This window comes from Cryobacterium sp. Hz7 (genome assembly GCF_004402815.1).
In the GTDB taxonomy this organism is placed as follows: domain Bacteria; phylum Actinomycetota; class Actinomycetes; order Actinomycetales; family Microbacteriaceae; genus Cryobacterium; species Cryobacterium sandaracinum.
Window position 1 is genome coordinate 206,723 of the sequence record NZ_SOFB01000049.1, and the last position, 26,327, is coordinate 233,049.

General features: G+C 67.6%; 22 protein-coding genes. 18 read left to right on the forward strand and 4 right to left on the reverse strand.

The window, feature by feature from the left end; translation table 11 throughout:
- Window positions 1-23: 23 nt before the first annotated feature.
- Both E3N86_RS11265 and def read left to right on the forward strand, forming a co-directional pair.
- Window positions 24-1,277 (forward strand): MinD/ParA family protein, encoded by a 1,254-nt coding sequence (locus tag E3N86_RS11265; protein ID WP_241976796.1) that lies wholly within the window; start codon window positions 24-26, stop codon window positions 1,275-1,277.
- A gap of 48 nt (window positions 1,278-1,325) precedes the next feature.
- The gene (gene def, locus E3N86_RS11270; RefSeq protein ID WP_104099536.1) at window positions 1,326-1,817 is read left to right on the forward strand and encodes a peptide deformylase; all 492 of its coding nucleotides are present in this window, start codon (window positions 1,326-1,328) and stop codon (window positions 1,815-1,817) included.
- Between the two features lie 252 nt (window positions 1,818-2,069).
- Here the strand turns inward: def and E3N86_RS11275 are convergent, their stop codons facing one another.
- Entirely contained in the window at window positions 2,070-3,902 is a 1,833-nt protein-coding gene (locus E3N86_RS11275) for a long-chain fatty acid--CoA ligase (RefSeq protein WP_104099535.1), read from the reverse strand.
- A 175-nt stretch (window positions 3,903-4,077) separates the two neighbouring features.
- Here E3N86_RS11275 and E3N86_RS11280 point away from each other — a divergent pair, with 175 nt between their 5' ends.
- From E3N86_RS11280 to E3N86_RS11290, 3 genes are all read left to right on the forward strand, one after another.
- A complete protein-coding gene (locus E3N86_RS11280) occupies window positions 4,078-5,025 on the forward strand; it encodes an ROK family glucokinase (protein ID WP_134511958.1) in 948 nt (315 codons plus the stop codon).
- A 27-nt stretch (window positions 5,026-5,052) separates the two neighbouring features.
- On the forward strand, window positions 5,053-5,742 hold the full coding sequence (locus E3N86_RS11285) for a 1-acyl-sn-glycerol-3-phosphate acyltransferase (protein WP_104099533.1): 690 nt from the start codon (window positions 5,053-5,055) through the stop codon (window positions 5,740-5,742).
- Between the two features lie 94 nt (window positions 5,743-5,836).
- Window positions 5,837-7,207, forward strand: coding sequence for a class II 3-deoxy-7-phosphoheptulonate synthase (locus tag E3N86_RS11290; protein WP_370295429.1), 1,371 nt, complete (start codon window positions 5,837-5,839; stop codon window positions 7,205-7,207).
- A gap of 69 nt (window positions 7,208-7,276) precedes the next feature.
- On the opposite strand, the gene pknB is transcribed toward E3N86_RS11290, so the two are convergent.
- Window positions 7,277-9,226, reverse strand: coding sequence for a Stk1 family PASTA domain-containing Ser/Thr kinase (gene pknB / locus E3N86_RS11295; protein ID WP_134372910.1), 1,950 nt, complete (start codon window positions 9,224-9,226; stop codon window positions 7,277-7,279).
- A gap of 89 nt (window positions 9,227-9,315) precedes the next feature.
- Window positions 9,316-10,584, reverse strand: a complete 1,269-nt coding sequence (locus E3N86_RS11300) for a LysM peptidoglycan-binding domain-containing protein (RefSeq protein WP_241986048.1) — start codon at window positions 10,582-10,584, stop codon at window positions 9,316-9,318.
- Between the two features lie 190 nt (window positions 10,585-10,774).
- Here E3N86_RS11300 and E3N86_RS11305 point away from each other — a divergent pair, with 190 nt between their 5' ends.
- Window positions 10,775-11,119, forward strand: a complete 345-nt coding sequence (locus E3N86_RS11305; protein WP_104099531.1) for an Rv2175c family DNA-binding protein — start codon at window positions 10,775-10,777, stop codon at window positions 11,117-11,119.
- A gap of 13 nt (window positions 11,120-11,132) precedes the next feature.
- On the opposite strand, the gene E3N86_RS11310 is transcribed toward E3N86_RS11305, so the two are convergent.
- Window positions 11,133-12,254 carry a polyprenyl synthetase family protein gene (locus tag E3N86_RS11310; RefSeq protein ID WP_134372916.1) on the reverse strand — a complete coding sequence of 374 codons (1,122 nt, stop codon included), beginning with the start codon at window positions 12,252-12,254 and terminating at the stop codon, window positions 11,133-11,135.
- Between E3N86_RS11310 and E3N86_RS11315 the strand changes: the two genes are divergently transcribed.
- The 12 genes from E3N86_RS11315 to murC all read left to right on the forward strand — a co-directional run bounded on the left by E3N86_RS11315 (window position 12,219) and on the right by murC (window position 26,317).
- Window positions 12,219-12,710: a DUF3040 domain-containing protein gene (locus E3N86_RS11315; RefSeq protein ID WP_338145468.1), complete on the forward strand. Its 492-nt coding sequence runs from the start codon at window positions 12,219-12,221 to the stop codon at window positions 12,708-12,710. The genes E3N86_RS11310 and E3N86_RS11315 overlap by 36 nt on opposite strands.
- Before the next feature lie 263 nt (window positions 12,711-12,973).
- Entirely contained in the window at window positions 12,974-13,405 is a 432-nt protein-coding gene (mraZ, locus tag E3N86_RS11320) for a division/cell wall cluster transcriptional repressor MraZ (RefSeq protein WP_134372919.1), read from the forward strand.
- Between the two features lie 96 nt (window positions 13,406-13,501).
- Complete coding sequence (gene rsmH / locus E3N86_RS11325; protein WP_134511960.1) at window positions 13,502-14,455, forward strand: 16S rRNA (cytosine(1402)-N(4))-methyltransferase RsmH; 954 nt, start codon at window positions 13,502-13,504, stop codon at window positions 14,453-14,455.
- Window positions 14,452-15,054 (forward strand): hypothetical protein, encoded by a 603-nt coding sequence (locus E3N86_RS11330; RefSeq protein ID WP_134372925.1) that lies wholly within the window; start codon window positions 14,452-14,454, stop codon window positions 15,052-15,054. Before rsmH ends, E3N86_RS11330 begins: the two co-directional genes overlap by 4 nt.
- A gap of 107 nt (window positions 15,055-15,161) precedes the next feature.
- Entirely contained in the window at window positions 15,162-16,940 is a 1,779-nt protein-coding gene (locus E3N86_RS11335) for a penicillin-binding protein 2 (protein WP_241980659.1), read from the forward strand.
- A 13-nt stretch (window positions 16,941-16,953) separates the two neighbouring features.
- A complete protein-coding gene (locus tag E3N86_RS11340; RefSeq protein WP_134511961.1) occupies window positions 16,954-18,498 on the forward strand; it encodes a Mur ligase family protein in 1,545 nt (514 codons plus the stop codon).
- A complete protein-coding gene (gene murF / locus E3N86_RS11345) occupies window positions 18,499-19,911 on the forward strand; it encodes a UDP-N-acetylmuramoyl-tripeptide--D-alanyl-D-alanine ligase (RefSeq protein ID WP_134511962.1) in 1,413 nt (470 codons plus the stop codon).
- Window positions 19,908-20,999, forward strand: a complete 1,092-nt coding sequence (mraY, locus tag E3N86_RS11350; RefSeq protein ID WP_134343348.1) for a phospho-N-acetylmuramoyl-pentapeptide-transferase — start codon at window positions 19,908-19,910, stop codon at window positions 20,997-20,999. Before murF ends, mraY begins: the two co-directional genes overlap by 4 nt.
- A complete protein-coding gene (gene murD, locus E3N86_RS11355; RefSeq protein ID WP_241980661.1) occupies window positions 20,999-22,555 on the forward strand; it encodes a UDP-N-acetylmuramoyl-L-alanine--D-glutamate ligase in 1,557 nt (518 codons plus the stop codon). The genes mraY and murD overlap by 1 nt, the downstream gene beginning before the upstream one ends.
- A complete protein-coding gene (gene ftsW / locus E3N86_RS11360; protein ID WP_134372936.1) occupies window positions 22,524-23,762 on the forward strand; it encodes a putative lipid II flippase FtsW in 1,239 nt (412 codons plus the stop codon). The genes murD and ftsW overlap by 32 nt, the downstream gene beginning before the upstream one ends.
- Window positions 23,762-24,832 carry a glycosyltransferase gene (locus E3N86_RS11365; RefSeq protein ID WP_134372939.1) on the forward strand — a complete coding sequence of 357 codons (1,071 nt, stop codon included), beginning with the start codon at window positions 23,762-23,764 and terminating at the stop codon, window positions 24,830-24,832. Before ftsW ends, E3N86_RS11365 begins: the two co-directional genes overlap by 1 nt.
- Window positions 24,833-24,919: 87 nt before the next feature.
- Complete coding sequence (gene murC / locus E3N86_RS11370; RefSeq protein WP_134511963.1) at window positions 24,920-26,317, forward strand: UDP-N-acetylmuramate--L-alanine ligase; 1,398 nt, start codon at window positions 24,920-24,922, stop codon at window positions 26,315-26,317.
- Window positions 26,318-26,327: the final 10 nt, after the last annotated feature.

A 26,327-nucleotide genomic window follows, 5' to 3' on the forward strand; every position in this document is an offset into this window, starting at 1 on the left:
TATCGACGAAGGGACTGATCTTTTTGTCAGATAAGCGCACAGGCGCCGAGGCGTCCGGTCCGGACGCCTCCATCGAGCCTCTCGCCGAGCCGGGAGACGAGTACCATAGCGAACTACCGCCGCACACGATCGTGAACCTGGCGGCGGCCCTGCCGGAGAACCTGAAACGCCCGGCTACGCACACGATCGAGATCAGCACCCCGGCCGTGGCGCGCGCCGATCGGTTGTCCGCAGCCGTCACGGGGGCGGTCCGCGCCCTCTCCGGTCCGGCCGTGAGCGACGCCGTTCCGCACACCCGCCGGGAGAGTCTGCGCCCCGCCGGCGGACCGGCCCCCGAGTCCGCCGCCATGCTCACGCCCGATCGGCTGCTGGCCGTCAACCGTCGCACCAAACCGCCGCCCCGCGGAGCCTGGAACAGTTTCGTCTACTCGGCGACCCTGCATCTGGTGAACCTCGGCGACTCGGCCACGGTGCGCGCCTCCAAACAACTCGACGCGCGCATCCGCAAGGATTTCGAGGGCGGCACCCGCTTCGTGCCGATCCTCACCCGCAAGGGCGGGGTCGGCAAGACGACCGTCACCGCACTGATCGGCATGGCCCTGGCCGATGCCCGCGAAGACCGCATCATCGCCGTCGACGCGAACCCCGACCGGGGCACCCTCTCCGAGCGGGTCACGAAACAGACCCGGTCCACCGTGCGCGACGTGGTCACGAAGGCCGCGTCCATCGGCGGCTATACCGATTTCTCGTCGCTGGTCTCCCGCGACGCGACCCGACTCGACATCCTCGCATCCGACACCGACCCGCTCCTCTCCGAGGCCTTCGACGAGAACGACTACAACGTCGTCGCCGACCTGGCGGCGCGGTACTACTCGATCATGCTCACGGACTGCGGCACCGGAATCGTGCACTCCGTCATGCGTGCCACGCTGCAGCGGGCCGATTCGATCGTCATCGTCTCCGGGGGCAGCATCGACGAGGCGCGGCTGGCGTCCGAAACGTTGACCTGGTTGGAAGCCAACGGCTACGGCGACCTGGTTCGCAACGCGGTCGTCGCGCTCAACACGGCGACACAGGGCACGAATCTGGTGAAGCTGGAAGAGATCGAATCGCATTTCCGCTCTCGGGTGCGGGAGATCGTGCGCATCCCCTGGGACCCGCAGCTCGCCGCGGGCAGCATCATCTCCTTCGACGATCTGAAGCCCATCACCCGGCTCGCGGCCCGCACCCTCGCGGCCGTCGTCGTGGAGGGTCTTCCGGCCGACCGCGGCGTCTAAACCGATCCGGTACCCCTGTACCCCCGCATCCATGACTTGGAGTCACCTTTGCCCGAGCGCCAGATCCGTCTCTTCGGAGATCCCGTCCTCAAAACCGTCTCCGACCCGATCGGCACGATCGACGCCCGGGTGCGGAGCCTGATCGAGGACTTGGTCGACAGTGTGCGACTGCCCGGCCGGGCCGGCGTCGCGGCCTCCCAGATCGGCGTGAATCTGCGCGCATTCAGTTTCAACGTCGATGGCGAGATCGGGTACATCCTCAACCCGGTCCTCGTGGAGGTCTCGGGGGAGCCCGAGCTCGTCGACGAGGGCTGCCTGTCGGTGCCGGGCCTCTGGTATCCCACGAAACGGTACCCGTTCGCCCGGGTGACCGGCATCGACCTCGACGGCACGGCGGTCGAACTCTCCGGGTCCGGGATCATGGCCCAGGCCCTGCAGCACGAGACCGACCACCTCGACGGTTTGCTCTACCTGGACCGCCTCGACAAGGAGAACCGGCGGGCCGCCATGAAAGAGGTCCGCGCGTCGAGCTGGTTCTGACCCCAGTCGTTCGGGTCCGAGGCCTTAAAGGGCCTCCGCCCCCCCACGAATTCGACGGAGATTTTGCCGGAAACGTCCCCCAACGTGCAGAAACGGCAGTTCTACGGCAGAATCTCCGTCGAATTGGTTCGACGCTGGGCACGGCGCTGGGGCTCCCTTATCTACTGGTTCCGACCCAGGCGGCCGGACGACGCGAAACAGGTCCCGTCGCCACTGTGACGACGGGACCTGTTTTGGTCGTCGCGGGGAGTGCTAGCTGCTGACCGGGTTCGTCCCGGTCACCGGGGCGCCCAGGTACATCGCCTCGATCTGATCGGCGTAGTCCCGCAGGATGATGTCCCGTTTGATGCTCAGCTTCGGGGTCAGGTACCCGGCGGCTTCGGTCAGCTCGGTCGTCAGCACCGTGAACTTGCGGATCGACTCCGCCCGCGATACGTGGTCGTTGGCGTGGTCGATGGCGCGCTGCACCTCGGCGAGAACCTTCGCGTTGACGGATGCCTCGGCCAGCGTCATTCCCGCGTCCTCGCCGTTGTTGTTCAACCAGACCGCGAGCATGTCGGGGTCGAGCGTGACCAGGGCGGCGATGAACGGCTTGCGATCGCCGACGACGACCACCTGGCCGATCAGCGGGTTGGACCGGATCGGGTCTTCCAGCGCCGCCGGGGCGACGTTCTTGCCGCCGGCCGTGACGATGATCTCCTTCTTGCGCCCGGTGATGGTGAGGAAGCCGTCGCTGTCCATGGCGCCGATGTCACCGGTGCGGAGCCATCCGTCGTGGAAGGTGGCCGCGGTGGCCACGGGATTCTTCCAGTACTCCGTGAAGACGTTGACGCCTTTGACCTCGATTTCGCCGTCGTCCAGGACGCGCACCGAGACGCCGGGAAGCGGTGGGCCTACGGTGCCGATCTTGAACTTGGTGGCCAGACCCACGGTGGTCGGCGCGGTTGTCTCGGTGAGGCCGTAGCCCTCCAGGATCTTGATGCCGAGGCTGTGGTAGAAGTGACCCAGGTGCATGCCGAGTGGAGCCGAACCGGAGACGGCGTACTTCACGTTGCCACCCATGGCCGCGCGCAGCTTGCTGTAGACCAGACGGTCGAAGAGCGTGAACTTGAGCTTGAGCATCAGCGGAACGCTCTTGCCCTGATCGACCAGCATCGAGTGGTCGACGGCAACCTGGGCGGCCGTCTCGAAGATCTTGCCTCGGCCGGCGGCCAGCGCCTTCTGCTCGGCGGAGTTGTAGACCTTCTCGAACACCCGCGGCACTGCGAGCAGGAAAGTGGGTTTGAAGGTGCCGAGCGATTCGAGCAGCTTCCGGGTATCGGGTTGGTGACCGACGCGCACACCGGCGTGCACGCAGAGAACCGAGATGAACCGGGCGAAAACGTGCGCGGTGGTGATGAACAGCAGCGTGGAAGCGCCGTTCGCGTCGGTGAGCACCTCTTTCAGCGCCACCGCCGAGTTGCGCGACGTCTCGACGAAGTTGGAGTGGGTGAGCACGCAGCCCTTGGGACGGCCGGTGGAACCCGAGGTGTAGATCAGGGTGGCGATGTCCGAACCCACGGCCAGCGAGCGACGCCGCTCGATTTCGGCATCCGGCACGTCGACCCCGGAGGCCGCGAGCTTGTCGAGGTCACCGAGGTCGATCTGCCAGACCTTCTGCACGCTGCCGAGCTCGGGGTGCACCTCGTCGAAGCGGGAAAAGTGCTCGGCGGTCTCGACGATCACCGCCGCGGCGTCGGAGTCACCCAGGATCCACTGGATCTGGATGGGGGAGCTGGTCTCGTAAACGGGGACCAGCACGGCACCGGCGAACCAGGTGGCGAAGTCGATCAGCGTCCACTCATACCGGGTCTTGCACATCAAGCCGATTTTGTCTCCGGGCTGGATTCCTGCCGTGACGAGCCCCTTGGCCAGCGCGACGACCTGGGCATGAAACTCCGTGGTGGTGACGGGGGACCAAGCTCCGTTTCTCGGCAGTGAGAACAACACGGAGTCGGGCGTCGCCTTGAGGCGTTCGACCAGGAGATCGGTGACATTGGCTTGTGGGTCTGCGGGAACGATGGCGGGCAGATCGTACTGTTTCACGGGAGCTCCTCTGGAACCGGGCGGGCGATTTGCCTCACTCTATCCACGTCACTTCGTGGAAGCAGCCGTTTCGCCTGGCCGTGTCTTGGTTCACTACACTCTAGGGGGACGCACCGGCTTCGTTGTCTCGCCCCGCAGAGCGCCCCACTTTATCCATCGACGAAAGAAGTCCTCTGTGCACGCCATTGGTATCGACATCGGCGGCACCAAAATCGCCGCGGCCCTGGTCGACGAATTCGGAACGATCATCCGCTCGGATCGACGCCCGACCACCGCGAGCGATCCTCGCGGGATCGAAGACGCCGTCGTCGACATGATCACGGAGCTCTCGGGGGGCGAGGAGGTCGTCGCCGCCGGGATCGCCGCGGCCGGCTTCATCGACGCCGCCCAGTCCACCGTTTACTACGGGCCCAACGTCAACTGGCGCCACGAGCCGCTTCGGGCCACTCTCGAGGCGCGGCTCGACCTGCCCATCCTGATCGAGAACGACGCGAACGCCGCGGGCTGGGCGGAATTCACCTTCGGCGCCGGCCGGGGCTACACCGACATGGTCACCCTCACCATCGGCACCGGAGTGGGCGGAGCTATCGTCGCCGACAACCGTCTCTTCCGCGGTGGCTTCGGCTGTGCCGCCGAGCTCGGGCATCTGCGCGTGGTGCCCGGCGGTCGCCTCTGCGGCAGCGGCGCCCACGGCTGCATCGAACAGTACGGTTCGGGTCGCGCCCTGCTTCGAATTGCCACCGAGCTGGCGGATGCCGGCGGAATCGGCCTCGGCCTCGCGGCTGCCCGTGAGCGCAAGGGCAAGCTGACCGGCAAAGAGGTCGGCCGGCTGATCCAGGACGGTGACAACGGCGCCTTGGCCGCCCTGAGGCAGTTGGGCGGCTCGCTCGGGCAGGCCTGCGCAAGCCTGGCGGCCGTACTTGACCCGCAGATCTTCGTCTTCGGCGGGGGCGTCGCCGCTGCCGGTGAACTGCTGCTCGAGCCCATCCGCGCCGCGTACCTCGAAAATCTGCCGGCCAGGGGCTTCCACCCGGAGGCCGAATTCGCCATCGCGCAGCTCGTCAACGACGCCGGTGTCGTCGGTGCGGCCGACCTGGCGCGGAAACACGTTTTCGCGCAGTAGGCTTTCCGGGTTACCGAGGGAGCAACGATGTTCTACTGGCTCATGAAAAACATTGTCATCGGCCCTCTGCTGCTGGCTATCTTCCGGCCCTGGGTGGTCGGGCTCGAGAACATCCCCAAAGAGGGCGGTGTGATCCTCGCGAGCAATCACCTGTCGTTCATCGACTCGGTGTTCCTGCCGCTGGTCGTTCCGCGTCGCGTCGTCTTCCTCGCAAAGAGTGAGTACTTCACGGGCAAGGGGCTCAAGGGCTGGGCGACACGCCAGTTCTTCAAGGCCACCGGCCAGCTGCCGATCGACCGGTCGGGTGGCAAGGCATCCGAGGATTCCCTCAACACCGGCCTGCGCGTCCTGGGTGCCGGCGGCGTGCTCGGCATCTACCCTGAGGGAACCCGCAGTCCCGACGCGAAGATGTACCGGGGCCGCACCGGCGTGGCGCGGATGGTGCTCGAGGCCGAGGTCCCGGTCATCCCTGTGGCCATGATCGACACTGAGAAGGCCATGCCGACGGGCACCCGCATCCCGAAGGTGCGCCGGATCGGCATCGTGATCGGCGAACCCCTCGACTTCAGCCGCTTCGACGGCATGGAGGGCGACCGGTTTGTGCTCCGGTCCGTGACCGACGAGCTGATGTACGAGCTGCAGGCCCTCAGCCGGCAGGAGTATGTGGACGTCTACGCGACCAGCGTGAAAGAAAAGCGGGCCAGCCTGACCCGATAGAATCAGACGGTTGCCCAGGGGCCGACAGACCCCGACCCGATAGCCCGGCCCGCAATATTTTTCTTGCCGGACCAGACAAAAAAGGAATAGTCCCGTGGTAGACCCCACCGAACCAGTCGTGCTCGCAGATCGATCTGTGGTTGCCGGCCTGGACTATTGGCGCACCCTCCCGATCAAGCAGCAGCCGACCTGGGCCGACGCGGATGCGGTTGCCGCGGCATCTGCCGAACTGTCCACGCAGCCGCCGCTCGTCTTCGCCGGCGAGGTCGACATCCTACGGAACCGGCTCGCCGAGGCCGCCGGCGGCCATGCCTTCCTGCTGCAGGGCGGGGACTGCGCCGAGACGTTCAGCGGCGCCACCGCGGAGCAGATCCGCAACCGGGTCAAGACCGTGCTGCAGATGGCCGTCGTGTTGACGTACGGCGCGTCGATGCCCGTGATCAAGATGGGCCGGATGGCCGGCCAGTTCGCCAAGCCACGCTCCAGCGATTTCGAGACCCGGGGTGGCGTCACCCTGCCGGCTTACCGCGGCGATATCGTCAACGGCTACGATTTCACACCCGAATCGCGCGAGGCCGACCCGGCCCGCCTGGTCAAGGGCTACCACACCGCCGCCTCCACCCTCAACCTGATCCGTGCCTTCACGCAGGGCGGTTTCGCCGACCTGCGCCAGGTGCACAGCTGGAACCAGGGCTTCGCCGCCAACCCGGCCAACCAGCGCTACGAGAAGGTGGCCAAGGAGATCGACCGCGCGATCAAGTTCATGATCGCGTGCGGCGCCGACTTTGAAGCCATGCGTCGGACGGAGTTCTACACCAGCCACGAGGGTCTGCTGATGGACTACGAGCGTCCGATGACCCGGATCGATTCCCGCACGGGCACGCCGTACAACACCTCCGCGCACTTCATCTGGATCGGGGAGCGCACCCGTGACCTTGACGGTGCGCACGTCGACTTCCTCTCCCGGGTGCGCAACCCGATCGGGGTCAAGCTCGGCCCGAGCACGTCAACCGACGACATGCTGCGCCTGGTCGACAAGCTCGACCCGAACCGCGAACCCGGTCGTCTCACGTTCATCACCCGGATGGGTGCGGGCAAGGTGCGCAGCGCCCTGCCGCCGCTGCTGGAGGCGATCAAGGCCAGTGAGGCCAAGCCTCTCTGGGTCACCGACCCGATGCACGGCAACGGTGTGACCACGCCCACCGGGTACAAGACCCGTCGTTTCGACGACGTCGTCGACGAGGTGCGCGGCTTCTTCGAGGCGCACCGCGGCGTCGGCACACACCCGGGCGGCGTTCACGTCGAACTTACCGGCGACGACGTCACGGAGTGCCTGGGTGGTTCCGAGCACATCGACGAGGCCGCGCTGGCGACCCGCTATGAGTCGCTCTGCGACCCGCGCCTGAATCACATGCAGTCGCTCGAGCTCGCCTTCCTGGTTGCCGAGGAGCTTGCCGCTCGCTAACCCGGCCCCGGGTGCCCGCTCCGGCATGGGAACCGCCGGGTACGGCCGGGGCCAGGCCGGGACGGCTGTCTAGCCGAACGGGTTCGTCGGCTTGAGGGTGATGGTGCTGTTCTTGGGCGCGGCGGTGCCGGCTTCGGGATTCGTCGATGCGACGCTCAGGAGCGGTGCGATGGCATCCGCGCCGAGATTGTAGCTCAGCTTGAATCCCAGGTCGGTGAGCACCTGCTTGCCCTCGTTCCACGGGAGGCCGACGATGTTGGGCACCGTGACGGGTGCCGGGCCGAGGGAGGTAGTGAGTGCATACGTGTCGCCGGTGCGCACGGGACCTTCGTTCACGGGGACCGCGCTCACAACGTCTCCCTCGGCGATCGACTCACTGTAGACCTCGTCGCCGGGGGTGACGAGCAGCCCCTTCTCCGCCAGGATCGCGGTGGCGTCCTTGACGGATTCGCCGGACACGTCCGGTACGGGGCCGAGTGAGAGAACCAGATTGACGTTCATGCCCACGAAGTAGTCCCCACCCTGGGAGACGTCCCCGGCGTCGGATTCGCGGCTCGCGGAGATGACCAGGCCCGATTCCACGGTGTCGTCGAAGAGGGAATCGGTCGCCCCGATGCCTGCCTTCAGCTCCGTGACGGCGGAGGTCGCAGCATCGGCCGTCAATCCCGCCAGCACGGGCAGAACGATCGGCTGCGGGCCCTGGGATACACGCAGCGTCACCGTGCTGCCCTTCGCCACGCGGGTGCCCGAATCCGGGTTGGTGCTGGAGACGAGGCCGGCGGGGATGGTGCCGCTGAACTCGGTGCCGAGCGCCGCCTCCAGCCCGAGCCCGGTGAGCTGGGCGGTCGCGTCGTCGGGGGACACCGAGACGAGGGCGGGAATCGGGACCTCCGAGCCGGGGCCGTTGCCGAAGAACCAGCCGGTTCCGCCGGCAAGGGCTGCCAGCATGAGCACCAGCGCGAAGAGCCAGAAACCGCGGAACTTGCGTGTGCGGGCCTTGTCGGCCAGGAGAATGGTGGTGGCGGGTGCCGAGGCAGAAGCCGCCGTGGCCACGCCGGCCACCGCCGGGGCGAGCGGGGCACCGCCGAGGATCTGGGTGTCCGCGTCGGCCACCGCTGCGGTCACGCCGCCGGGCAGCACCATGGTCGCGGATTGTCCGGTCGCCGGGGGAGTCGGGCGCACGAGCTTGTCGAGGTCGAGCAGTTGATCGAGCATGACACGTGCGTCCCGGGGGCGCTGCTCCGGGTCGCGGGCGGTGGCCCAGAGCACCAGTTCGTCGAGCTCGTGCGGAATCGCGGGTATCCGCGCGCTTGGTATGGGCACGTTGTCGTTCGCGTGCTGGTAGGCGATCTGCATGGGCGCTTCGCCGACATAGGGCTGCTCGCCGGTAAGCATCTCGTAGGTCATGATGCCGAGCGCGTAGATGTCGCTGCGGGCATCCGCGATGCCCCGCGTGACGAGTTCGGGGGAGAGGTAGGCGATCGTGCCGAGCAGGGCCTGCCCGGTGGCCGTGTTGTTGTTGACGGCCCGGGCGAGTCCGAAGTCGCCGATCTTGATGCGCCCGTCGTCGGCCAGGAGAACGTTCTCCGGCTTGAGATCGCGATGCACGATTCCCGCTTTGTGCGCGGCGGCGAGGCCCGAGAGCACCGCCTCGAGGATGTCCATCGTCTGCTCACTGGTGAGCCGGCCGTAGTCCTTGAGCAGGTCGCGCAGAGTGATGCCGGGCAGGTATTCCATGACCAGATAGGCCATATCGGCATCCTGGCCCTGGTCGTAGACGTTGACCACGTTCGGGTGCGCGAGCCGGGCGGCCGAGCGGGCCTCCTGCACGAACCGGGCCTTGAACGTGTTGTCGTCGGCGAGGTGCCCGTGCATGATCTTGATGGCGACCCGGCGTTCGAGGCGCAGGTCGGTCGCGAGGTACACGGTGGCCATGCCACCGCGGGCGATCCGTGAGCGCACCTGATAGCGGCCGTCTATCAGACGACCGACCATGGGATCGGCAGGGGTATCGCTCACTAGTCGAGTCTAGGGATTGCGAAGCCGTTCCCTGTGCCGGAACACTCGCAAGTCAGGGTTTTCAAGCCTGAGCGGATGCGAGCTGCAGGTCAGCCGAGATCGGCCAGCCAGGCCCGGGCCGATGTTTCCCACTTCGCGTAGTGGTTCGGGTGAGCCGAGATCTGCACGGTCTGCGCGGCCTCGGTCACGGTCATCGACTCCCAGCCGGGGATGTCGAGCAGTCCGCGCGTGATGCCGGGGTTGGGGTTCACGGGGCCGCCGAAGAAGGCGAGGCTGGCCCGCTCCGGGTCGAGCACCTGCTCGGGGGTTCCCCAGCCGAAACTGGGGCGTTGCTGGAAGAGGCCGAGGGAGTCGCGGTCGCCGTACTGCACGTTGCGCAGCCCGGATTCCTGGGCCGCGGCGGCCAGGGCGATCACGATTGCGGAGTCGCCGGCACCCGCGCGGCGACCGCTCGCGATAATGATTTCGGCGTACCGGCGCATGTCCTCGCTGAGCGGCGTTACCGCGCCGGGCGCTGCAGACGGCGCAGGGGCGGCCTCCTCGATGAGGATCGCCGATTCCATCGCCGGCGCCGCGGGAACGGAGCCGGACGGGATCGACAGGACCTGGCCGGGGTAGATGATGCTGGACCAGCCGAGGCCGTTAGCGTCGAGAACGGATTGCACCGAGACGCCCGCCGCGGCCGCGAGGGCTCCGATGGTCTCGCCGGCGGCGATCGTGTGCGTGCCGGAAGCATTCAGCGGGGCGAAGGCTGCGGCCGGCGCGGCCGAGACCGGCGCGGCACCGTCGCCCGGCGGCAGCACGACGGCCTGCCCGGGGAAGATGATGCTTCCCGCGTCGAGCCCGTTCACGCGGAGCAGGGCCTCGAGGGAGAGCCCGTGCGCGGCGGCAACGCCGGAAAGCGTGTCCCCGCTCTGGATCAGGTACCGCGAGATCTCGGCGGCGACGGGCGCCGGAGCCGGAGCGGACGGCTGCGCCAGACCGGCCAGGGTCAGCATCTGGCCCGGGAAGATCACCGCGGACCAGCCAAGGCCGTTGAGGGCGAGCACGGATGCGGTGGAGAGACCGAATCGTCCGGCCACGCTGCTCACGGTGTCGCCTTCGACGACCTGGTACTGGGTCGGCGCCGCGACGGCGGCGATACTCTGCCGACCTGCGCCGGCGGGCACCGCGGTCGGCAGGATGCTCTTGCTCTTGAGGGGCTTCTTCGCGATGGTGGCGGCATCCGCCGGCGACGCCAGGTTCAGGCTGATCGCGATCGTGCTGATCAGCACGAGCGGGACGGTGACCAGGACGCCCAGACCCCGTCGTTCGGTGGCGTGCCGGTGGTGGCCCGCACCGGGCGTCGAAGGATTCACGTCGCTGGTGCTGCTGGCTGGACTGTTCCTGCTGGCTGGTGCCGACATTCCGCTCCCGTCGATCGCGTGCGACAGCGGTGCTGGCACAGCATTGCCCAGTCAATCAGGTTGGCCCCCATTCTGGGCATCAACACGCGCGTTTGCGCCATGAGAGTTTGTCCGCCCCGTCGAATCATGGGAGGCTTGATGAGTGACCGAATCGTTCTCAGATCAAGAGTGGCTGTCCATCGCCGACCTCGTCCGGGTGCTCGGCGTCAGCCAGAGCCGCGTGCGTCAGCTGATCGACGACAAGCAGCTGCTCGCCATGCGCCGTGACAACGGCCCCTTGCAGATTCCCGCCGCGTTCATCAGGGACGGCGCCCCGCTGCCCGAGCTGCGCGGCACGCTGATCGTGCTCTCCGACGACGGCTTCAGTGACGAGCAGGCGATGCGCTGGCTCCTTGAGGTCGACGGCAGCCTCGGCGTTCCCCCGGTCCAGGCACTGCTTGCCGGCCGTAAGGCCGAAGTGCGCCGGGTCGCCCAGGCGCTCGCCTGACTTTTCCGCGCTCCTAGAACGCCCGGCGGGTCACCGTCTCGGCCAGCTCCATCAGCCGCGTCGTGACCGCGCCGCTGATCGGTGATCCCTTGAGAGCTGCGAGGGCCTCGGCGACGTTCGAGTCGATGAGCGCCTCCGTCCGCTCGACGGCGCCGCTGTCGACGATGGCGCGCTGCAACATCCCGATCTGTGCTTCCGTCAGCAGCGGGTCGCCGAGGAGCGCGTCCAGGTTCTCGCGGGCCGTGTCCGTCAGGTTCTCGCGCGCCAGAGCGACCAGTACAGTGCGTTTGCCCTCTCGGAGGTCGTCACCGCTCGGTTTGCCGGTGACGGAGGCGTCGCCGAACACCCCGAGCAGGTCGTCCCGAAGTTGGAATGCGATGCCGAGCGGCAGTCCGAAGGCACGCAGGGCGTCGAGGTGGTCCGGGCCGGCGCCGGCCAGGGCTGCGCCGATCACGAGCGGCGCCTGCACGCTGTACTTGGCCGACTTGAAGACGATGACCCGCAGCGCCCGGTCGAAGAGTTCTGTTTCGGGTTGGGAGAACCAGGCGCGTTCTTCGAAGATGTCGAGGTACTGGCCCACAGTGACCTCGGTGCGCATCCGGTTGAATTCTATCCGTGCCCGGGCCGCGGCCGACGCGTCGGTGGCTGCCGCGAGCCCCTCGTCGAGCAGCTCATCGCTCCAGCCCAGCAAGAGGTCGCCGAGAAGGATTCCGGCGGCCCGGCCGAACGCGACCTGGTTGCCTGCCCATCCACTTTGGCCGTGCATGCCCTCGAAGAGTTTGTGGGCGGAGGCCGCGCCGCGCCGGGTATCCGAATTATCGATGATGTCGTCGTGGACGAGTGCTGCCGCATGGAAGATTTCCAGGGCCGCCGCCGCGGAGATGACCGGCTCCAGCGCGGTCAGGGCGTGGTCGGAATCCCCGTTCGCACCAGTGGATCCGCCTGTGCCGACGCTCTGCCAGCCCCAGTAGCAGAACAGCGCCCGGAAGCGTTTGCCACCGCTGAGAAACTGCCGTGAGAACTCCACCAGCGGCGTGAGATCGGAGCTGATGGTAGTCACAATTGGTAAACGGGTTTCGAGGAATTCGTCGATGCGAGAATGAACCAGATCGATCAGATGATTGCTTTGCGCCACTTGCCTAGCCTAGCCATCACGGCGGGGTTAGAATCGGTGAAGCACAGCGCGATCCCAAACAGGAGGAATGAGATGCCGCTTTCGGAACAAGAGCAGCGACTCCTCGAAGAAATGGAGCGCGGCCTCTACCACAATGACGCCGATTTCGTGGCGACCGTCGGTGGCAGCAGCCTCCGGCCCGACTACCGCTCGATTTCCATCGGGGTTCTGGCCGCGGTTGCCGGCATCGGTGCTCTCATCGCCGGCGTGGCCATCCAGCAGCTCTGGCTCGGTGTCCTCGGCTTCATCATCATGTTCGCCGGGGTGTTGTTCGCGACCACGCCCAGCAAGTCCGCCCGGCGGATGTCCGCATCCGCTCCGCGCTCCCGTCCGAACCAGCAGCAGCGGTCATCTCAGCGCGGTTTCATGGATCGCATGAACGAACGCTGGGATCGTCGCCAGGACGGCCAGCAGTAACCTTCTCACCACCGCTCGACTGCACTTCCGCTCCACCGCACCTCGCAGACAGGGCCGATCATCCGATCGGCCCTTTTTTTGTGCCCGAAAACGGTGCGAAATGAATCCCGGCCTTGAATTTCCCTCCACTCCGCTTTCCCCCGTTTTCCCGCGGATAAGTAGGGTGAATTTCTCCAATATTTGCGTGTTTATTCTGTTTGGTGGATCAAAGTGGAGTAAAGTGGAGCAAGATCTGGACCGTGACCGGATGAGAGGGGGGATGAATGTTCTTTGGCACGTACGCCCCCAAGCTCGACGAAAAAGGCCGCATCATCCTTCCCGCAAAATTCCGGGACGAGCTGTCTCCCGGGATCGTCATGACCCGAGGCCAGGAGAACTGCCTCTACGTGTTCACGACCCGGGAGTTCGAGGCGTACTACGCGAAGATCTCCCAGGCGCCGCTCACGGACCAGAGCGGGCGCTCCTTCAGTCGCATGATGTTCTCCGGCGCGAGCGCAGAGCAGCCCGACAAGCAGAACCGGGTGACCATCCCCGCGAACCTGCGCGCCTGGGCCGGGCTCGACCGGGACCTCACCGTGATCGGCGCCGGCAACCGGGTAGAGATCTGGGACACCGCCGCCTGGGACGTGTACCTCTCCGAACAGGAAGAACCATTCGCGAACATCACGGAGGAGGTGATTCCGGGACTCATCTAGCTCCTGACGCCTGACTCCCAGCCGTTCTGCCTGACACACTTCCCCGGTGGCAGAGACGAATGGATGGGAATCAGGAATCAGGAACCACCCGGGACTATGGCCATCAACGACATCCACACCCCAGTTCTGCTCGACCGCTGCGTCGAGCTGCTCGCACCGGCACTGGAACGACCCGGCGCCGTGCTCGTCGACGCCACTCTCGGCATGGGCGGGCACGCCGAGGCGTTTCTGCAGCGATTCCCCGGGCTCGTCCTGGTCGGACTCGACCGGGATCTCGACGCCCTCGCGATCGCCGAGGAGCGGCTGAAGCCGTTCCTCGACCGGGTTCACCTCGTGCACACCGTCTACGACGGTATTCAGGACGCGCTGGCCGGCCTCGGCATCCGCGAGGTGTCCGGCGTGCTCTTCGACCTCGGCGTGTCCTCGCTCCAGCTCGACCGGGTCGAGCGTGGTTTCTCCTATTCCAAGGACGCGCCGCTGGACATGCGCATGGACAACACCAGCGACCTGACGGCCGAGCGCATCGTGGCCACGTACAGCGAGCAGGAGCTGCGCCGGATCTTCCACGAGTACGGCGAGGAGAAGCTGGCGGCACGCTACGCCAAGGCTATCGTCGAGGCCAGGGAGACCACCCCGTTCGTGCGGTCGGCCCAGCTGGTCTCCGTGATCACCGCCGTCACACCGGTTGTCGTTCAGCGCGCCGGACACCCCGCGAAGCGGGTCTTCCAGGCGCTGCGCATCGAGGTCAACCAGGAACTCGCCGTGCTCGAGCGCGCCATTCCCGCAGCGCTTCATTCGGTCGCGGTCGGTGGGCGCATCGTCGTCATGGCCTACCAGTCCCTCGAGGACCGGATCGTGAAGAAGACCCTGGCAAAGGCATCCGGCTCCACCGCCCCTGCCGGATTGCCGATCGAACTTCCCGAACACAAACCACTGTTCAAGCTTGTGATCCGAGGGGCCGAATTGGCCTCGGACGAAGAAAAGGCGAGAAACCCGCGCGCAACGCCGGTTCGCCTTCGCGCCGCCGAGCGACTGAGGAGAGCCGCATGAGTGACAACCTCGCACGCGCACCACGACCCAACTGGGAGAGCACCCCCGACACCGCTTCGGTGCCGGAGCCTCGCCACATCGAGATCGTCTCGCCGCGCAGCCAGCGTCACGCGCGTCCGAAGATCGTCTACGCCCTCTCGGCCGTCACCGGCGTGGCTGCCATCGTGCTCGCCCAGCTGCTGCTGAGCGTCGGGATCTCCCAGTCCGCCTACGAGGTGTCCCGGCTACAGGCCAGCCAGGTCGAACTCGGGCGCACGGCGGAGAGCGTCACCGAGGACCTCGTGCGGGTCTCGTCCCCGCAGAGCCTGGCCGCCAATGCGGAAGCGCTCGGCATGGTCACCAACTCCAACCCGCTGTTCCTGCGCCTGTCCGACGGCGCCGTGCGCGGCGCCCCGGCCTCGGCCAGCGGAAGCTCGGCCGGTACGGCGAGCCTGGTGCCCAACTCGCTCCTCGTCGGCGTACCTTTGGTCACGGAACTGCCGCAGACCACCGGTCAGGGAGCCAGCCTCGGCGGTTCACCGGCCGAGGTCCCCGCGGCGGTCGCCCCGGTTGCCCCGGCAGCCGAACCCAACGCTCTGCCGACGCCCACGACCCGCTAGCCCGCCCCGGTTCGCCCGTCTCGCGAGGGACGTCCCGCCCGCCTCCCGTTAGTTTCGTTCCCAGAACGCGCCCAACCCGCGGCCCCGGCCGCAGTAAGGAATCGCAGGTGGCGAGCAGCTCCCGGTCCAGCAGGCGGCGCAGTGCCGCGACGATCCTGATCCTGCTCGTGTTCGTGGCTGTATTCGTGGTCAGGCTCGTCGACATCCAGGTCGTGCGCGCCGAGACGCTCAGCGCCGACTCGCTGGGCAACCGGTCGGTCGAGCAGCCCGTCTACGGAGCCCGCGGAGACATCGTCGACACGAACGGGGTCGTCCTGGCCGGCACGGTCATGCGGTACGACATCACCCTGTCTCCGCGGAACGCCGCGGAATTCGACCGCACCACCGACGATGGGGACGTGACCGTGACGGTCGCGCAGGCGGCCGCGGAGGTGGGCGCCCTCACCGGGCAGACCGGCGACGAGATCCTCCAGATCATCTCCGGCTCCCTGGCCGCCGACAAGGACTCCGACTACGCCGTCGTCGTGCGGGCCGTGGACGTCTCGGTGTTCCGGGCTATCGACAAGCTCGACATCCCGTGGATGTACGCCGAGAAGAACCCGGGCCGGGTCTACCCGGATGGCGCCGTGGCCGGCAACCTGGTCGGATTCGTCTCCTCCGGGGGAGAGGCTCAGGCCGGCATCGAGCTCGGGCAGGACGCCTGCCTCGCGAGCACCAACGGCACGGAGACCTATGAGAAGGGAGCGGATGGCGTGCGCCTGCCCCAGAGCACCGTCACCACGGTCCGGGCCAAGGACGGCGGCGACGTCGTCACGACCATCGACTCCGACCTGCAGTGGTTCGTGCAGCAGGTGCTGGCCGAACAGGCCGTCGCCACAGGCGCGGCCTGGGGCAACGTGGTGGTGCAGGAGGTGAAGACCGGGAAGCTCGTCGCGGTCGCCGACTACCCGTCGGTCGACCCCAACAACGTCAACGGCACCCCCGACGCTGAGGACCGCGGCTCCCGGGCCTTCACCGCCCCCTTCGAGCCCGGTTCTACGTACAAGGCGCTGACCACGGCATCCGTTCTCGACGTGGGGGCCGCCACCCCGCTGAGCCGGGTCGTCGCGCCCTACCGGTACCTGCCGCCCAACGGTGCCAACGTGAACGATAGCTCAAACCACGCCGACCTGAACCTCACCCTCACGGGCGTGATGATCGAGTCTTCGAACACGGGCATGTCGAAGTTCGGCGAGTTGATCAGTGACCAGCAGCGCTACGACTATATGAGTAAGTTCGGTGTGGGCTCGGCCTCGGAGTCCGGTTTCCTCGCCGAGGAATCCGGCACCCTGCGCCCCTTCGAAGATTGGGACAACCAGACCAAGTACGCGACCATGTTCGGTCAGGGGCTCACCACTACGGCCATCCAGGTCTCCAGTATCTACCAGACCCTGGCCAACAACGGCGTGCGGATGCCCGTGCAACTGGTCGCAGGCTGCCGCCACGCTGACGGCAGCATGACCGACGTGCCCGAAGCGGTCGGCACCCCGGTCGTGTCGGCCGCCGCCGCCCGGGAGACCGCAGACATCCTTGAGATGGTCTACCAGAAGGCCTGGCTGGCCAGGACGTGGGAGATTCCGGGCTACCGGGTGGGCGCGAAGACCGGGACGGCGCAGATGCCCGATGGTCGGGGTGGGTACACCAAGGGGTACCTGGTGTCGGTCTCCGGCTTCGCTCCGGGCGACGATCCGCAGTATGTCGTTTCGGTCAGCCTCGCCGACCCTGTTAAACTGAACTCTTCCGCGGCATCTGCTCCGATCTTTCAAGAGGTCATGAGTCAGGTGCTGAAGAAGTACCGGGCAGTCCCCTCGGGCGCCACCGCGCCTGCCCTTCCCGGTACCTGGTAAGAAAGCGAGCCCCGTGACCGAATTGGCACCCTCGGCTCTCCGTCCTCAGCATCCGGTCCCCAGATCGTTGTCGGGACTGGTCGATGAATTCGAACTGTATGTGCACGGCGATGTCGATGGCCTCGAGGTCACCGGCGTGAGCCTCAGCTCCCGAACCGTTCAGCCCGGCGACCTCTATGTCGGCGTTCCCGGGCGCGCGAGTCATGGCGCGTCCTACGCCGCCGGCGCCCGCGAGTCCGGTGCGGTCGCGATTTTGACCGATGAGGCCGGGGCGGTGCTGGCCGCCGACAGCGGCCTGCCGATCCTGGTGACCCCGGACGCGCGCGCCGCGCTCGGTGCCGTCGCCGCCTGGATCTACCGCACCGACGCCAATCCGGCCACGCTCTTCTCCGTCACCGGCACCAACGGCAAGACCAGCGTGGTCTATCTCCTCTTCGCCCTGCTCAACCAGCTGGGCGTCGTGGCCGGCCTCACTTCGACGGCCGAGCGCCGCATCGGCGACCTCGCCGTGGTGAGCTCGCTGACGACCCCGGAGGCAACCGAGCTGCACGCCCTCCTCTCCCGCATGCGAGAGGCCGAGGTGCGCGCCGTTGCGATCGAGGTGTCCGCCCAGGCGCTGACCCGCCACCGCGTGGACGGGCTCGTCTTCGACGTCGCCGGGTTCACGAATCTGAGTCACGACCACCTCGACGACTACGCGGGCCTCGACGAGTACTTCCAGGCCAAACTCGAGCTGTTCCAGCCCGACCGCTCCCGGCGGGGCGTCATCACGGTCGACTCCGACTGGGGCCGCCGGATCGTCGACGAGTGCCGCATCCCCGTCACCACCCTGAGCAGCAACCCGGACGTCGCCGCCGACTGGCACATGTCCATCGTCTCCGAGAGCGCGCTGTACACCGAGTTCCTGCTCGAGGGCCCCGAAGGGCGCCGCCTGCAGACCCGGGTTCCCCTGGTCGGCTGGTTCATGGCCGCCAACGCCGCCCTGGCCATCCTGATGCTGGTCGAATCCGGCTACGACCTCGAGGCGATCGCCCATTCCCTCGATCGTGACGGCGGAATCGACGTCTACATCCCCGGGCGCGCCGAGCGCATCTCCGGGGACACGGGACCGCTCGTCTACATCGACTACGGGCACAGCCCGGACGCGTTCCTGAACACCCTCGCCGCCATCCGTAAGTTCACTCCCGGCCGACTGATCATGGTCTTCGGCGCCGACGGCGACCGCGACACCACGAAACGGGCGGACATGGGGGCGATCGCTGCCCGCGGGGCGGATGTCGTCGTGATCACCGACTTCCATCCTCGGTTCGAGGACCCCGCGGCCATTCGTACCACTCTGCTCGCTGCCGCACGGGAGGCCGTGCCCGGCGGAGAGTTCCATGAGGTGCCCGACCCCCGGACGGCGTTCCGGACGGCGCTGTCCCTAGCGAAAGAAGGCGACGCGATCTTGTATGCGGGACCCGGCCATGAAAATTACCACGAGGTTGCCGGCGTGAAGATTCCGTACTCCGCCCGGGACGATTCCCGCCAGGCGCTGCGCGATGCGGGGTGGCTGTAGATGATCGCCCTGACCCTGGGCCAGATCGCCTTGGCCGTCGACGGCACGCTCCACCTGGACGGAACCTCTCGGAGCATCGACTCCGTGACCGACGGAATGGTGCACACCGACTCGCGCGACACCGTTCCCGGCTCCATCTTCGTGGCCAAGCCCGGTGCGGTGACTGACGGCCACCTCTTCGCCCCGGCCGCCGTCGAACGCGGCGCCACCCTGCTGATCGTCGAACGACACCTTGATCTCCCCGTGGCGCAGATCGTCGTGCCGGACGCCGTGCTCGCCCTCGGCGCCCTCGCCACCGACGTCGTGGCCCGCGTGCGGGAAGCCGGCAACCTCAAGATCGTCGCCGTCACCGGATCCAACGGCAAGACCACGACGAAGAACCTGCTCCGCGCCGTGCTCGAGCGCGTCGGCCCGACCGTCGCGGCCCGCGCATCTTTCAACAACGAGGTCGGCGCGCCGCTGACCATGCTCGAACTGACCCGCGACACCCGTTTCCTGGTGGCGGAGATGGGCGCGAGCGGCGTCGGAGAGATCGCCCGGCTCATCCGGATGGCCCGTCCCGACATCGGGATCGTGCTCAAGGTCGGCCTCGCCCATGCCGGCGAATTCGGAGGCATCGAAGCCACGGTCCGCGCGAAGACCGAAATGGTCACCGAGCTGCTGGCGACGGATGTCGCCGTGCTGAATACCGACGACCCGCGCGTCGCCGGTATGGCCGCCTCCACCCGGGCCCGGATCGTCTGGTTCGGCCAGTACGGCGACGAGGGAGTGCGCGCGACCGCGGTGCACGCCTCCGCGTCCGGAACGACGTTCACGCTGCACCTGGCCTCGGGCCAGTCCCGCCCGGTGGCGTTCCAGGTGCTCGGCGAACACCATGTCATGAACGCTCTGGCCGCCGCCGCCGCCGCCGAGATCCTGGGGGTCGCGATCGACGACATCGTCTCCGCCCTCGAATCCGTGCAGACCGCCGAACGTTGGCGCATGCAGGTCATGGGCGGCCGGGACGGGGTGACCGTCATCAACGACGCCTACAACGCCAGCCCGGACTCCATGACGGCGGCGCTCAAGACCCTCGCCCAGATCGGTGTTCCCGGCCGGCGCACCATCGCGGTTCTCGGCGAGATGAGCGAGCTGGGCGAACTGGCTGGTGAGGAGCACGACCGCATCGGGCTGCTCGCCGTGCGCCTCAACATCTCCCAGCTCATCGTGGTCGGGCGCGGCGCGCGGCGCATGCACATCAGCACCATCAACGAGGGATCCTGGGACGGGGAGTCGGCCTTCGTCGAGAATGGCGACGAGGCCTTCGACCTGCTCTGCGCCACAGTGCAACCGGGGGACACCGTGCTGGTGAAATCCTCCAATTCCGCCGGCCTGAGATTTTTGGGCGACCGTCTGGGAGAGTGGTTCTCGTGAGAGCACTTTTGATGGCCGGAGCCTTCTCCCTCGTCTTCACCCTGTCGCTGACGCCGCTGTTCATCCGGCTGTTCAAGAAGCTGGGCTGGGGACAGTTCATCCGCGACGACGGCCCGCAGAGCCACCACGCCAAGCGCGGCACGGCCACCATGGGTGGCATCATCATCATCCTCGGCGCCCTGGTCAGCTATTTCTCGGCGATGTGGCTGACCGGGTCCCCGGTCACGGCGTCGCCGCTGCTGGTGCTGTTCATGATGGTGGGCCTCGGCATGGTCGGCTTCGTCGACGACTTCCTGAAAACGCGGAACCAGCGCAGCCTCGGGCTCGGCGGCTGGGCCAAGATCACCGGCCAGGTTCTCGTGGCCGGCACGTTCGCCATCCTGGCCATCCAGTTTCCGAACGCCAACGGCGTCACGCCGGCGTCGACTAAGATCTCGTTCCTGCGAGATCTGCCGCTGGACTTCATGCAATTGGGCAGCATCATCGGCATCTCCCTGTTCGTGCTGTGGATCTGTCTGATCGTGACGGCCACGTCCAACGGCGTCAACGTCACCGACGGCCTCGACGGGCTCGCCACCGGGTCGTCGATCCTGTCGATCGGCGCGTTCATCGTGATCGGCTTCTGGCAGTCCAACCAGGCCCGCTTCGGGGGAGCGGACATCGCCGACCTCTACCGCGCCTACGACGTTCGGGACCCGCTCGACCTGGCCATCGTCTCCGCGGCCATCGTCGGCGGCCTGATCGGCTTCCTCTGGTGGAACACCTCGCCGGCCAAGATCTTCCTGGGCGACACCGGTTCGCTCGGCATCGGCGGCGCCCTCGCCGCCCTGGCCATCCTGAGCCGCACCGAACTGCTGCTCGTGCTGATCGGCGGCCTGTTCGTGATCGAGGCCGGATCGGTGATCGTGCAGCGCGCCTACTTCAAGGTGACCCGCGGCCAGCGCATCTTCCTGATGAGCCCCATCCATCACCACTTCGAGCTCAAGGGCTGGGCCGAGGTCACCGTGGTGGTGCGTTTCTGGATCATCGGCGGGCTGTTCGTGGCCGCCGGCGTCGGCACCTTCTACCTCGAATGGTTGGCCAGCTAGTGGCTGGTCGCCACGCCGATGAGGCCGGGCCCGCTGGGGCTGACGCCGCGCGCCTCGACGGGTTGACCAGCTGGCACTCCGACTGGTCCGGCCTCCGTGTCGCCGTGCTCGGTCTGGGCGTCACCGGCTTCGCAGCCGCCGACACCCTCGTCGAACTGGGCGCGGATGTGCTCGTCGTGGCGGGGGACGCTCCTGCCGACACCATCCGCCTGCTCGACGTGATCGGGGCGGGACTGGTGCAGGCCGCGCCGGACGTCGTTCCGCATGAACTGACCCGGCACCGGCCGGAGGTTCTGATCGCCTCGCCCGGCTACCATCCCGACCACGCTCTGCTGCTCTGGGCCGCTCGGGCCGGGGTACCGGTCTGGGGAGACATCGAGCTGGCCTGGCGCCTGCGGGACAAGGTCGGGCCCGCGGCCGAGTGGATCCTCGTCACCGGCACCAACGGCAAGACCACCACTGTGCAGCTGACGGCCACGATGCTCGCCGCCGCCGGCCTGCGCGTCGCACCCTGCGGCAACATCGGTGTGCCCGTCCTCGACGCCGTGCGCGACCCGCAGGGCTGGGACGTGCTCGTGGTCGAACTCTCCAGCTACCAGCTTCACCACCTGCCCCGCACCGGTCCCGGCGCCCTCGTGCCGTTCTCCAGCGTCTGCCTCAACATCGCCGACGACCACCTCGACTGGCACGGTTCGGCCGAGGCGTACCGCGATGCGAAAGCCACCGTCTACGCCAATACCCAGGTGGCCTGCGTCTACAACAAGGCGGATGCCGCGACCATCCGTATGGTCGAGGACGCCGACGTGCAGGAGGGTGCCCGGGCCATCGGCTTCGGCCTCGGCGCCCCCGGGCCCAGCGACTTCGGCATCGTCGAGGGCATCCTCTGCGACCGCGCGTTCCACGAGGACCGGTTCGAGACCGCCATCGAGATCACCACCGCGCCGGAACTCCGGGCCCACGGGCTCAGCGCGCCGCACCTGCTCGCTGACATCCTCGCTGCCAGCGCTCTGGCCCGGTCCTTCGGCGTCGCGCCCGGCGTCATCCACGACGCCCTGGAGGGTTTCCGCCTCGACGCGCACCGGATCGAGATCGTTGCCGAGTTTGCCGGCATCCGCTGGATCGACGACTCGAAGGCCACCAACCCGCATGCGGCGGATGCTTCGCTCACCGCTTTCGAGACCGTCGTCTGGCTGGTCGGCGGCCTGCTCAAGGACGTCGATGTCGATGACCTGGTAGCCCGGCACGTCGGCCACCTGCGCGGGGCCGTGATCATCGGAGCCGACCGCTCCGTGTTACGGGACGCATTCGCGCGACACGCGCCGGAGCTGCCGGTGTTCGAGATCGACGCCGACGACACTGGTCAGGTGATGCCCGGGGCGGTCCGCCTCGCGGCCGGTCTCGCAGAAACCGGCGACGTCGTGCTGCTGGCCCCGGCCGCGGCGTCTATGGACCAGTTCACCGACTACGCCCAGCGGGGCCGATTGTTCGCAGAAGCCGTACGGGAGCACCTGGGAGGTGAGGCGGATGAAGACTCCGCCTCGAACCCCGGCGCCTAGGCAGGCCGCGCCCGTCGCCTCCACCCGAATTCATTTCGGCCGGGTGTTCAAGGCCGAGTCCGCGAGCTATTTCCTGCTGCTCGGCACGACCCTGTTCCTCGTCGTGTTCGGCCTGGTCATGGTGCTGTCGTCTTCCTCGGTCGACTCCTACCTGGAGAACACCGGCTTCTTCGGCACCGTCCTGCGCCAGGGGGGATTCGCGCTGATCGGCGTTCCGGTGATGCTGATGATCAGCCACCTGCCGCTGAAGTTCTGGCGGCGTGTGGCCTGGCCGTTGCTCATCGTCGCCTGTCTCCTGCAATGCCTGGTCGTGTTCACGCCGCTGGGCGTCGAGGTGGCCGGCAACACCAACTGGCTGTCGGTCGGCGGAGTCCAGTTCCAGCCCTCCGAGGCGATCAAACTCGCCCTCGTCGTCTGGCTGGGCATGATCCTGTCGCAGAAGGAGAAACGGCTCGACGACTGGCGCCACGTGTACATTCCGGTCTTCGGCGTGGGCGGCGGCGCCGTGCTGCTCGTGCTCATCGGCGGTGACCTCGGAACCGTCTTGATCCTGGCCGGTATCCTCTTCGGAGCCCTGTTCTTCGCCGGCGTTCGACTGCGCCTCCTGGCAGTGCCTCTCGGCGCCGGGGTCGTGCTCGCGGTTCTGATGGCATTGACGAGCACGAACCGGATGACGCGCATCCTGAGCTTCATGGGAGCCGGCTGCGAAGAGCTCGACGGCCCCATCTCGGCACCCTGCTGGCAGCCGCTGCACGGCACCTGGGCACTCGCCAACGGCGGGATCTTCGGCGTCGGGCTCGGCAACTCCAAAGCGAAGTGGTCCTGGCTGCCCGCGGCCGACAACGACTACATCTTCGCCATCGTCGGCGAGGAACTCGGACTGATCGGGGCCATCGTCGTCCTATTCATGTTCATCCTGCTGGCCTTCGCGTTCCTGCGCATCATGCGCACCAGCACGAGCCTGCAGGCCCGCGTGTCGACGGCCGCCGTGCTCGTCTGGCTGATCGGCCAGGCCTTCGTCAACATCGGCGTGGTCCTGGGCGTGTTCCCGGTGCTGGGTGTTCCACTCCCGCTGGTGTCCGCCGGCGGCACCGCCCTGCTCACGACCCTCGGTGCGATCGGCATCGTGCTCTCATTCACCCGGGGCGACCACGCGGAGCCGCCACGACGCACCGCCATGTCGACCGACACGTCAGGAGCCCGATAGTGACCACCTATCTGCTGGCCGGGGGCGGAACCGCCGGCCACGTGAACCCGTTGCTGGCCGTCGCCGACACCATCATGAGCCGGGAACCGGATGCGACAGTCATCGTTCTCGGCACCAGGGAGGGCCTCGAGGCCCGCCTGGTGCCGGCCCGCGGCTACGAGCTCGTCTTCGTTCCCCGACTGCCTTTCCCACGCCGGCCGAACCGACAGGCCCTCTCCTTTTTGCCACGGCTGAACCGGGCCATTGGCGACGTGGCCGATCTGATCCGGTTCCGCACGGTCGACGTCGTCGTCGGGTTCGGCGGCTACGTCTCGACCCCGGCCTACTTCGCGGCACGCCGGGCGGGGGTGCCGATCGTCATCCACGAGGCCAATTTCCGGGCCGGGCTGGCCAACCGGCTCGGCGCCTGGTTCACCCGCCACGTCGCGGTGGCCTTTTCCGGCACCCGGATCCGCCACCCGACCGTCGTCGGGATGCCGCTGCGACCCGAGATCGCCGAGCTTGACCGGGCTCAGGCGCGCCCGGAGGCCTTGGCGTTCTTCGGCCTCGACGCCGACCGCCCCACCCTGCTGGTCACCGGCGGATCCCTGGGCGCTCGGCGCCTGAACAACACCATCGCTTCCTCGGCTCCCGGTCTGATCAGGGCCGGCTGGCAGGTGCTGCACATCACCGGTGAGAAGTCGGAGGTGACAGACCCAGGTCTGCACCACTACCGCCTGATCTCCTACTGCGACCGGATGGACCTGGCGCTGTCCGCGGCGGACTTCGCGGTGTCCCGGGCCGGCGCCGGAACCGTGTGCGAACTCAGCGCCCTCGGCATCCCGGCCGTCTACGTGCCGTACCCCGTCGGCAACGGCGAGCAGCGCTTCAACGCGGCGGACGTCGTGCGCGCCGGCGGCGGGATCCTCGTCGACGATGCGGACTTCGTGCCGAACTGGGTGCAGCACGAGCTCGTTCCCGTGCTCACCGACCGGGAGCGCGTGCGCCGGATGGGCGTCGCGGCGGCATCCGTCGGGGGACTCGACGGCTCGGCGCGAATGACCGACTTCATCCACGCCGCCCTCGCCTGATCACAGCGGCTAACGTTGTTCCAGCACCAGAACACCAGCACCGAACGCACACCAGCATTCGTCTCCGACTGAGAAGAGCCAGCAACCGTGATCAAGCCCGACCTGAACCTCACCATTCCCCGTGACCTCGGCCCGGTGCATTTCGTGGGCATCGGCGGCTCCGGGATGAGCGGGATCGCACGGCTGTTCCTCGCCGCCGGGCATACCGTGACCGGCTCGGATGTGCGCGAGTCCGACAACGTGCTCGCCCTGCGCGAGCTGGGAGCCCACATCGCGATCGGCCACGCCGCTGAGAATGTCGGCGAAGCCGACAGCCTCGTCGTCACGGGGGCACTCTGGCAGGACAACCCGGAATACGTGCTGGCGAACGAACGCGGCCTCCCCGTGCTGCACCGCTCCCAGGCGCTTGCCTGGCTGATCGAGAAGCACCGCCTCGTCGCCGTCGCGGGCGCCCACGGCAAGACCACCTCGACCGGCATGATCGTGACCGGCCTGCTCGGCCTGGGAACTCATCCCAGCTTCGTCAACGGCGGTGTGATCGAATCGCTCGGCGTGTCGGCCGGCGCGGGCACCGACGACCTCTTCGTGGTCGAAGCCGACGAGTCGGACGGCTCGTTCCTGCTCTACAACACGACCGTCGCCCTGGTCACCAACGTCGACCCTGACCACCTCGACCACTACGGTTCGCTCGAGGCCTTCGAGGCCGCGTTCGTCGAATTCGCACAGAACGCGACCGAGTTCGTGGTCATCTCCTCCGACGACGCCGGCGCGGTCAGCGTGACCGGCAAGCTCGCCGGCAAACGTGTCATCACCTTCGGCGAGGAGGCCGCGGCCGACGTGCGCGTGCACTCGGTCGTCACCGACGGACCGGTGCGTTTCGGCGTGGCCTGGGCCGGAAGCGACTACTTCGCCACCCTCCGAATCCCAGGTCGGCACAACGCCATCAACGCCGCCGGCGCCTTCGCGGTGCTCGTCGGCCTCGGTTTCGCCCCGGAGGCGTCCCTGGCCGCCATCTCGGATTTCGGCGGCACCGAGCGCCGCTTCGAATTGCACGGCACCGTGGGTGGGGTCAGCGTCTACGACGACTATGCCCACCACCCCACCGAGGTGGCCGCGGCGCTGTCCGCCGCCCGCACGGTGGTCGGCGGCGGCCGGATCATCGCCGTGCATCAGCCGCACCTCTACAGCCGCACTCGGCTGTTCGCCCAGGAATTCGCCCAGACGCTTGAGGAGAAGGCGGACCAGACCGTCGTCCTCGGCGTGTACGGCGCCCGGGAAGACCCGGAGCCCGGCGTGACCGGCGCCCTCGTTTCCGAACGGTTCACGGATGCCGGCAAGGTCGTCTACGTGCCCGACTGGCAGGAGGCCGCCGACTACGTCGCCTCGATCGCCCGGGACGGCGACTTCGTCGTCACCCTCGGCTGCGGCGACGTCTACCGGATCGTTCCCCAGCTGCTCGCCTCGCTCACGCAGGCGCGCGGATGACCCGCCGACG

Bases quoted from the DNA above. Each gene is read 5' to 3' on its own strand.
- rsmH (WP_134511960.1), top strand. From the start codon at position 13,502: ATGGCCATCAACGACATCCACACCCCAGTTCTGCTCGACCGCTGCGTC.
- E3N86_RS11330 (WP_134372925.1), top strand. From the start codon at position 14,452: ATGAGTGACAACCTCGCACGCGCACCACGACCCAACTGGGAGAGCACC.
- murF (WP_134511962.1), top strand. From the start codon at position 18,499: ATGATCGCCCTGACCCTGGGCCAGATCGCCTTGGCCGTCGACGGCACG.
- ftsW (WP_134372936.1), top strand. From the start codon at position 22,524: ATGAAGACTCCGCCTCGAACCCCGGCGCCTAGGCAGGCCGCGCCCGTC.
- E3N86_RS11315 (WP_338145468.1), top strand. From the start codon at position 12,219: ATGAACCAGATCGATCAGATGATTGCTTTGCGCCACTTGCCTAGCCTA.
- mraZ (WP_134372919.1), top strand. From the start codon at position 12,974: ATGTTCTTTGGCACGTACGCCCCCAAGCTCGACGAAAAAGGCCGCATC.
- E3N86_RS11285 (WP_104099533.1), top strand. From the start codon at position 5,053: ATGTTCTACTGGCTCATGAAAAACATTGTCATCGGCCCTCTGCTGCTG.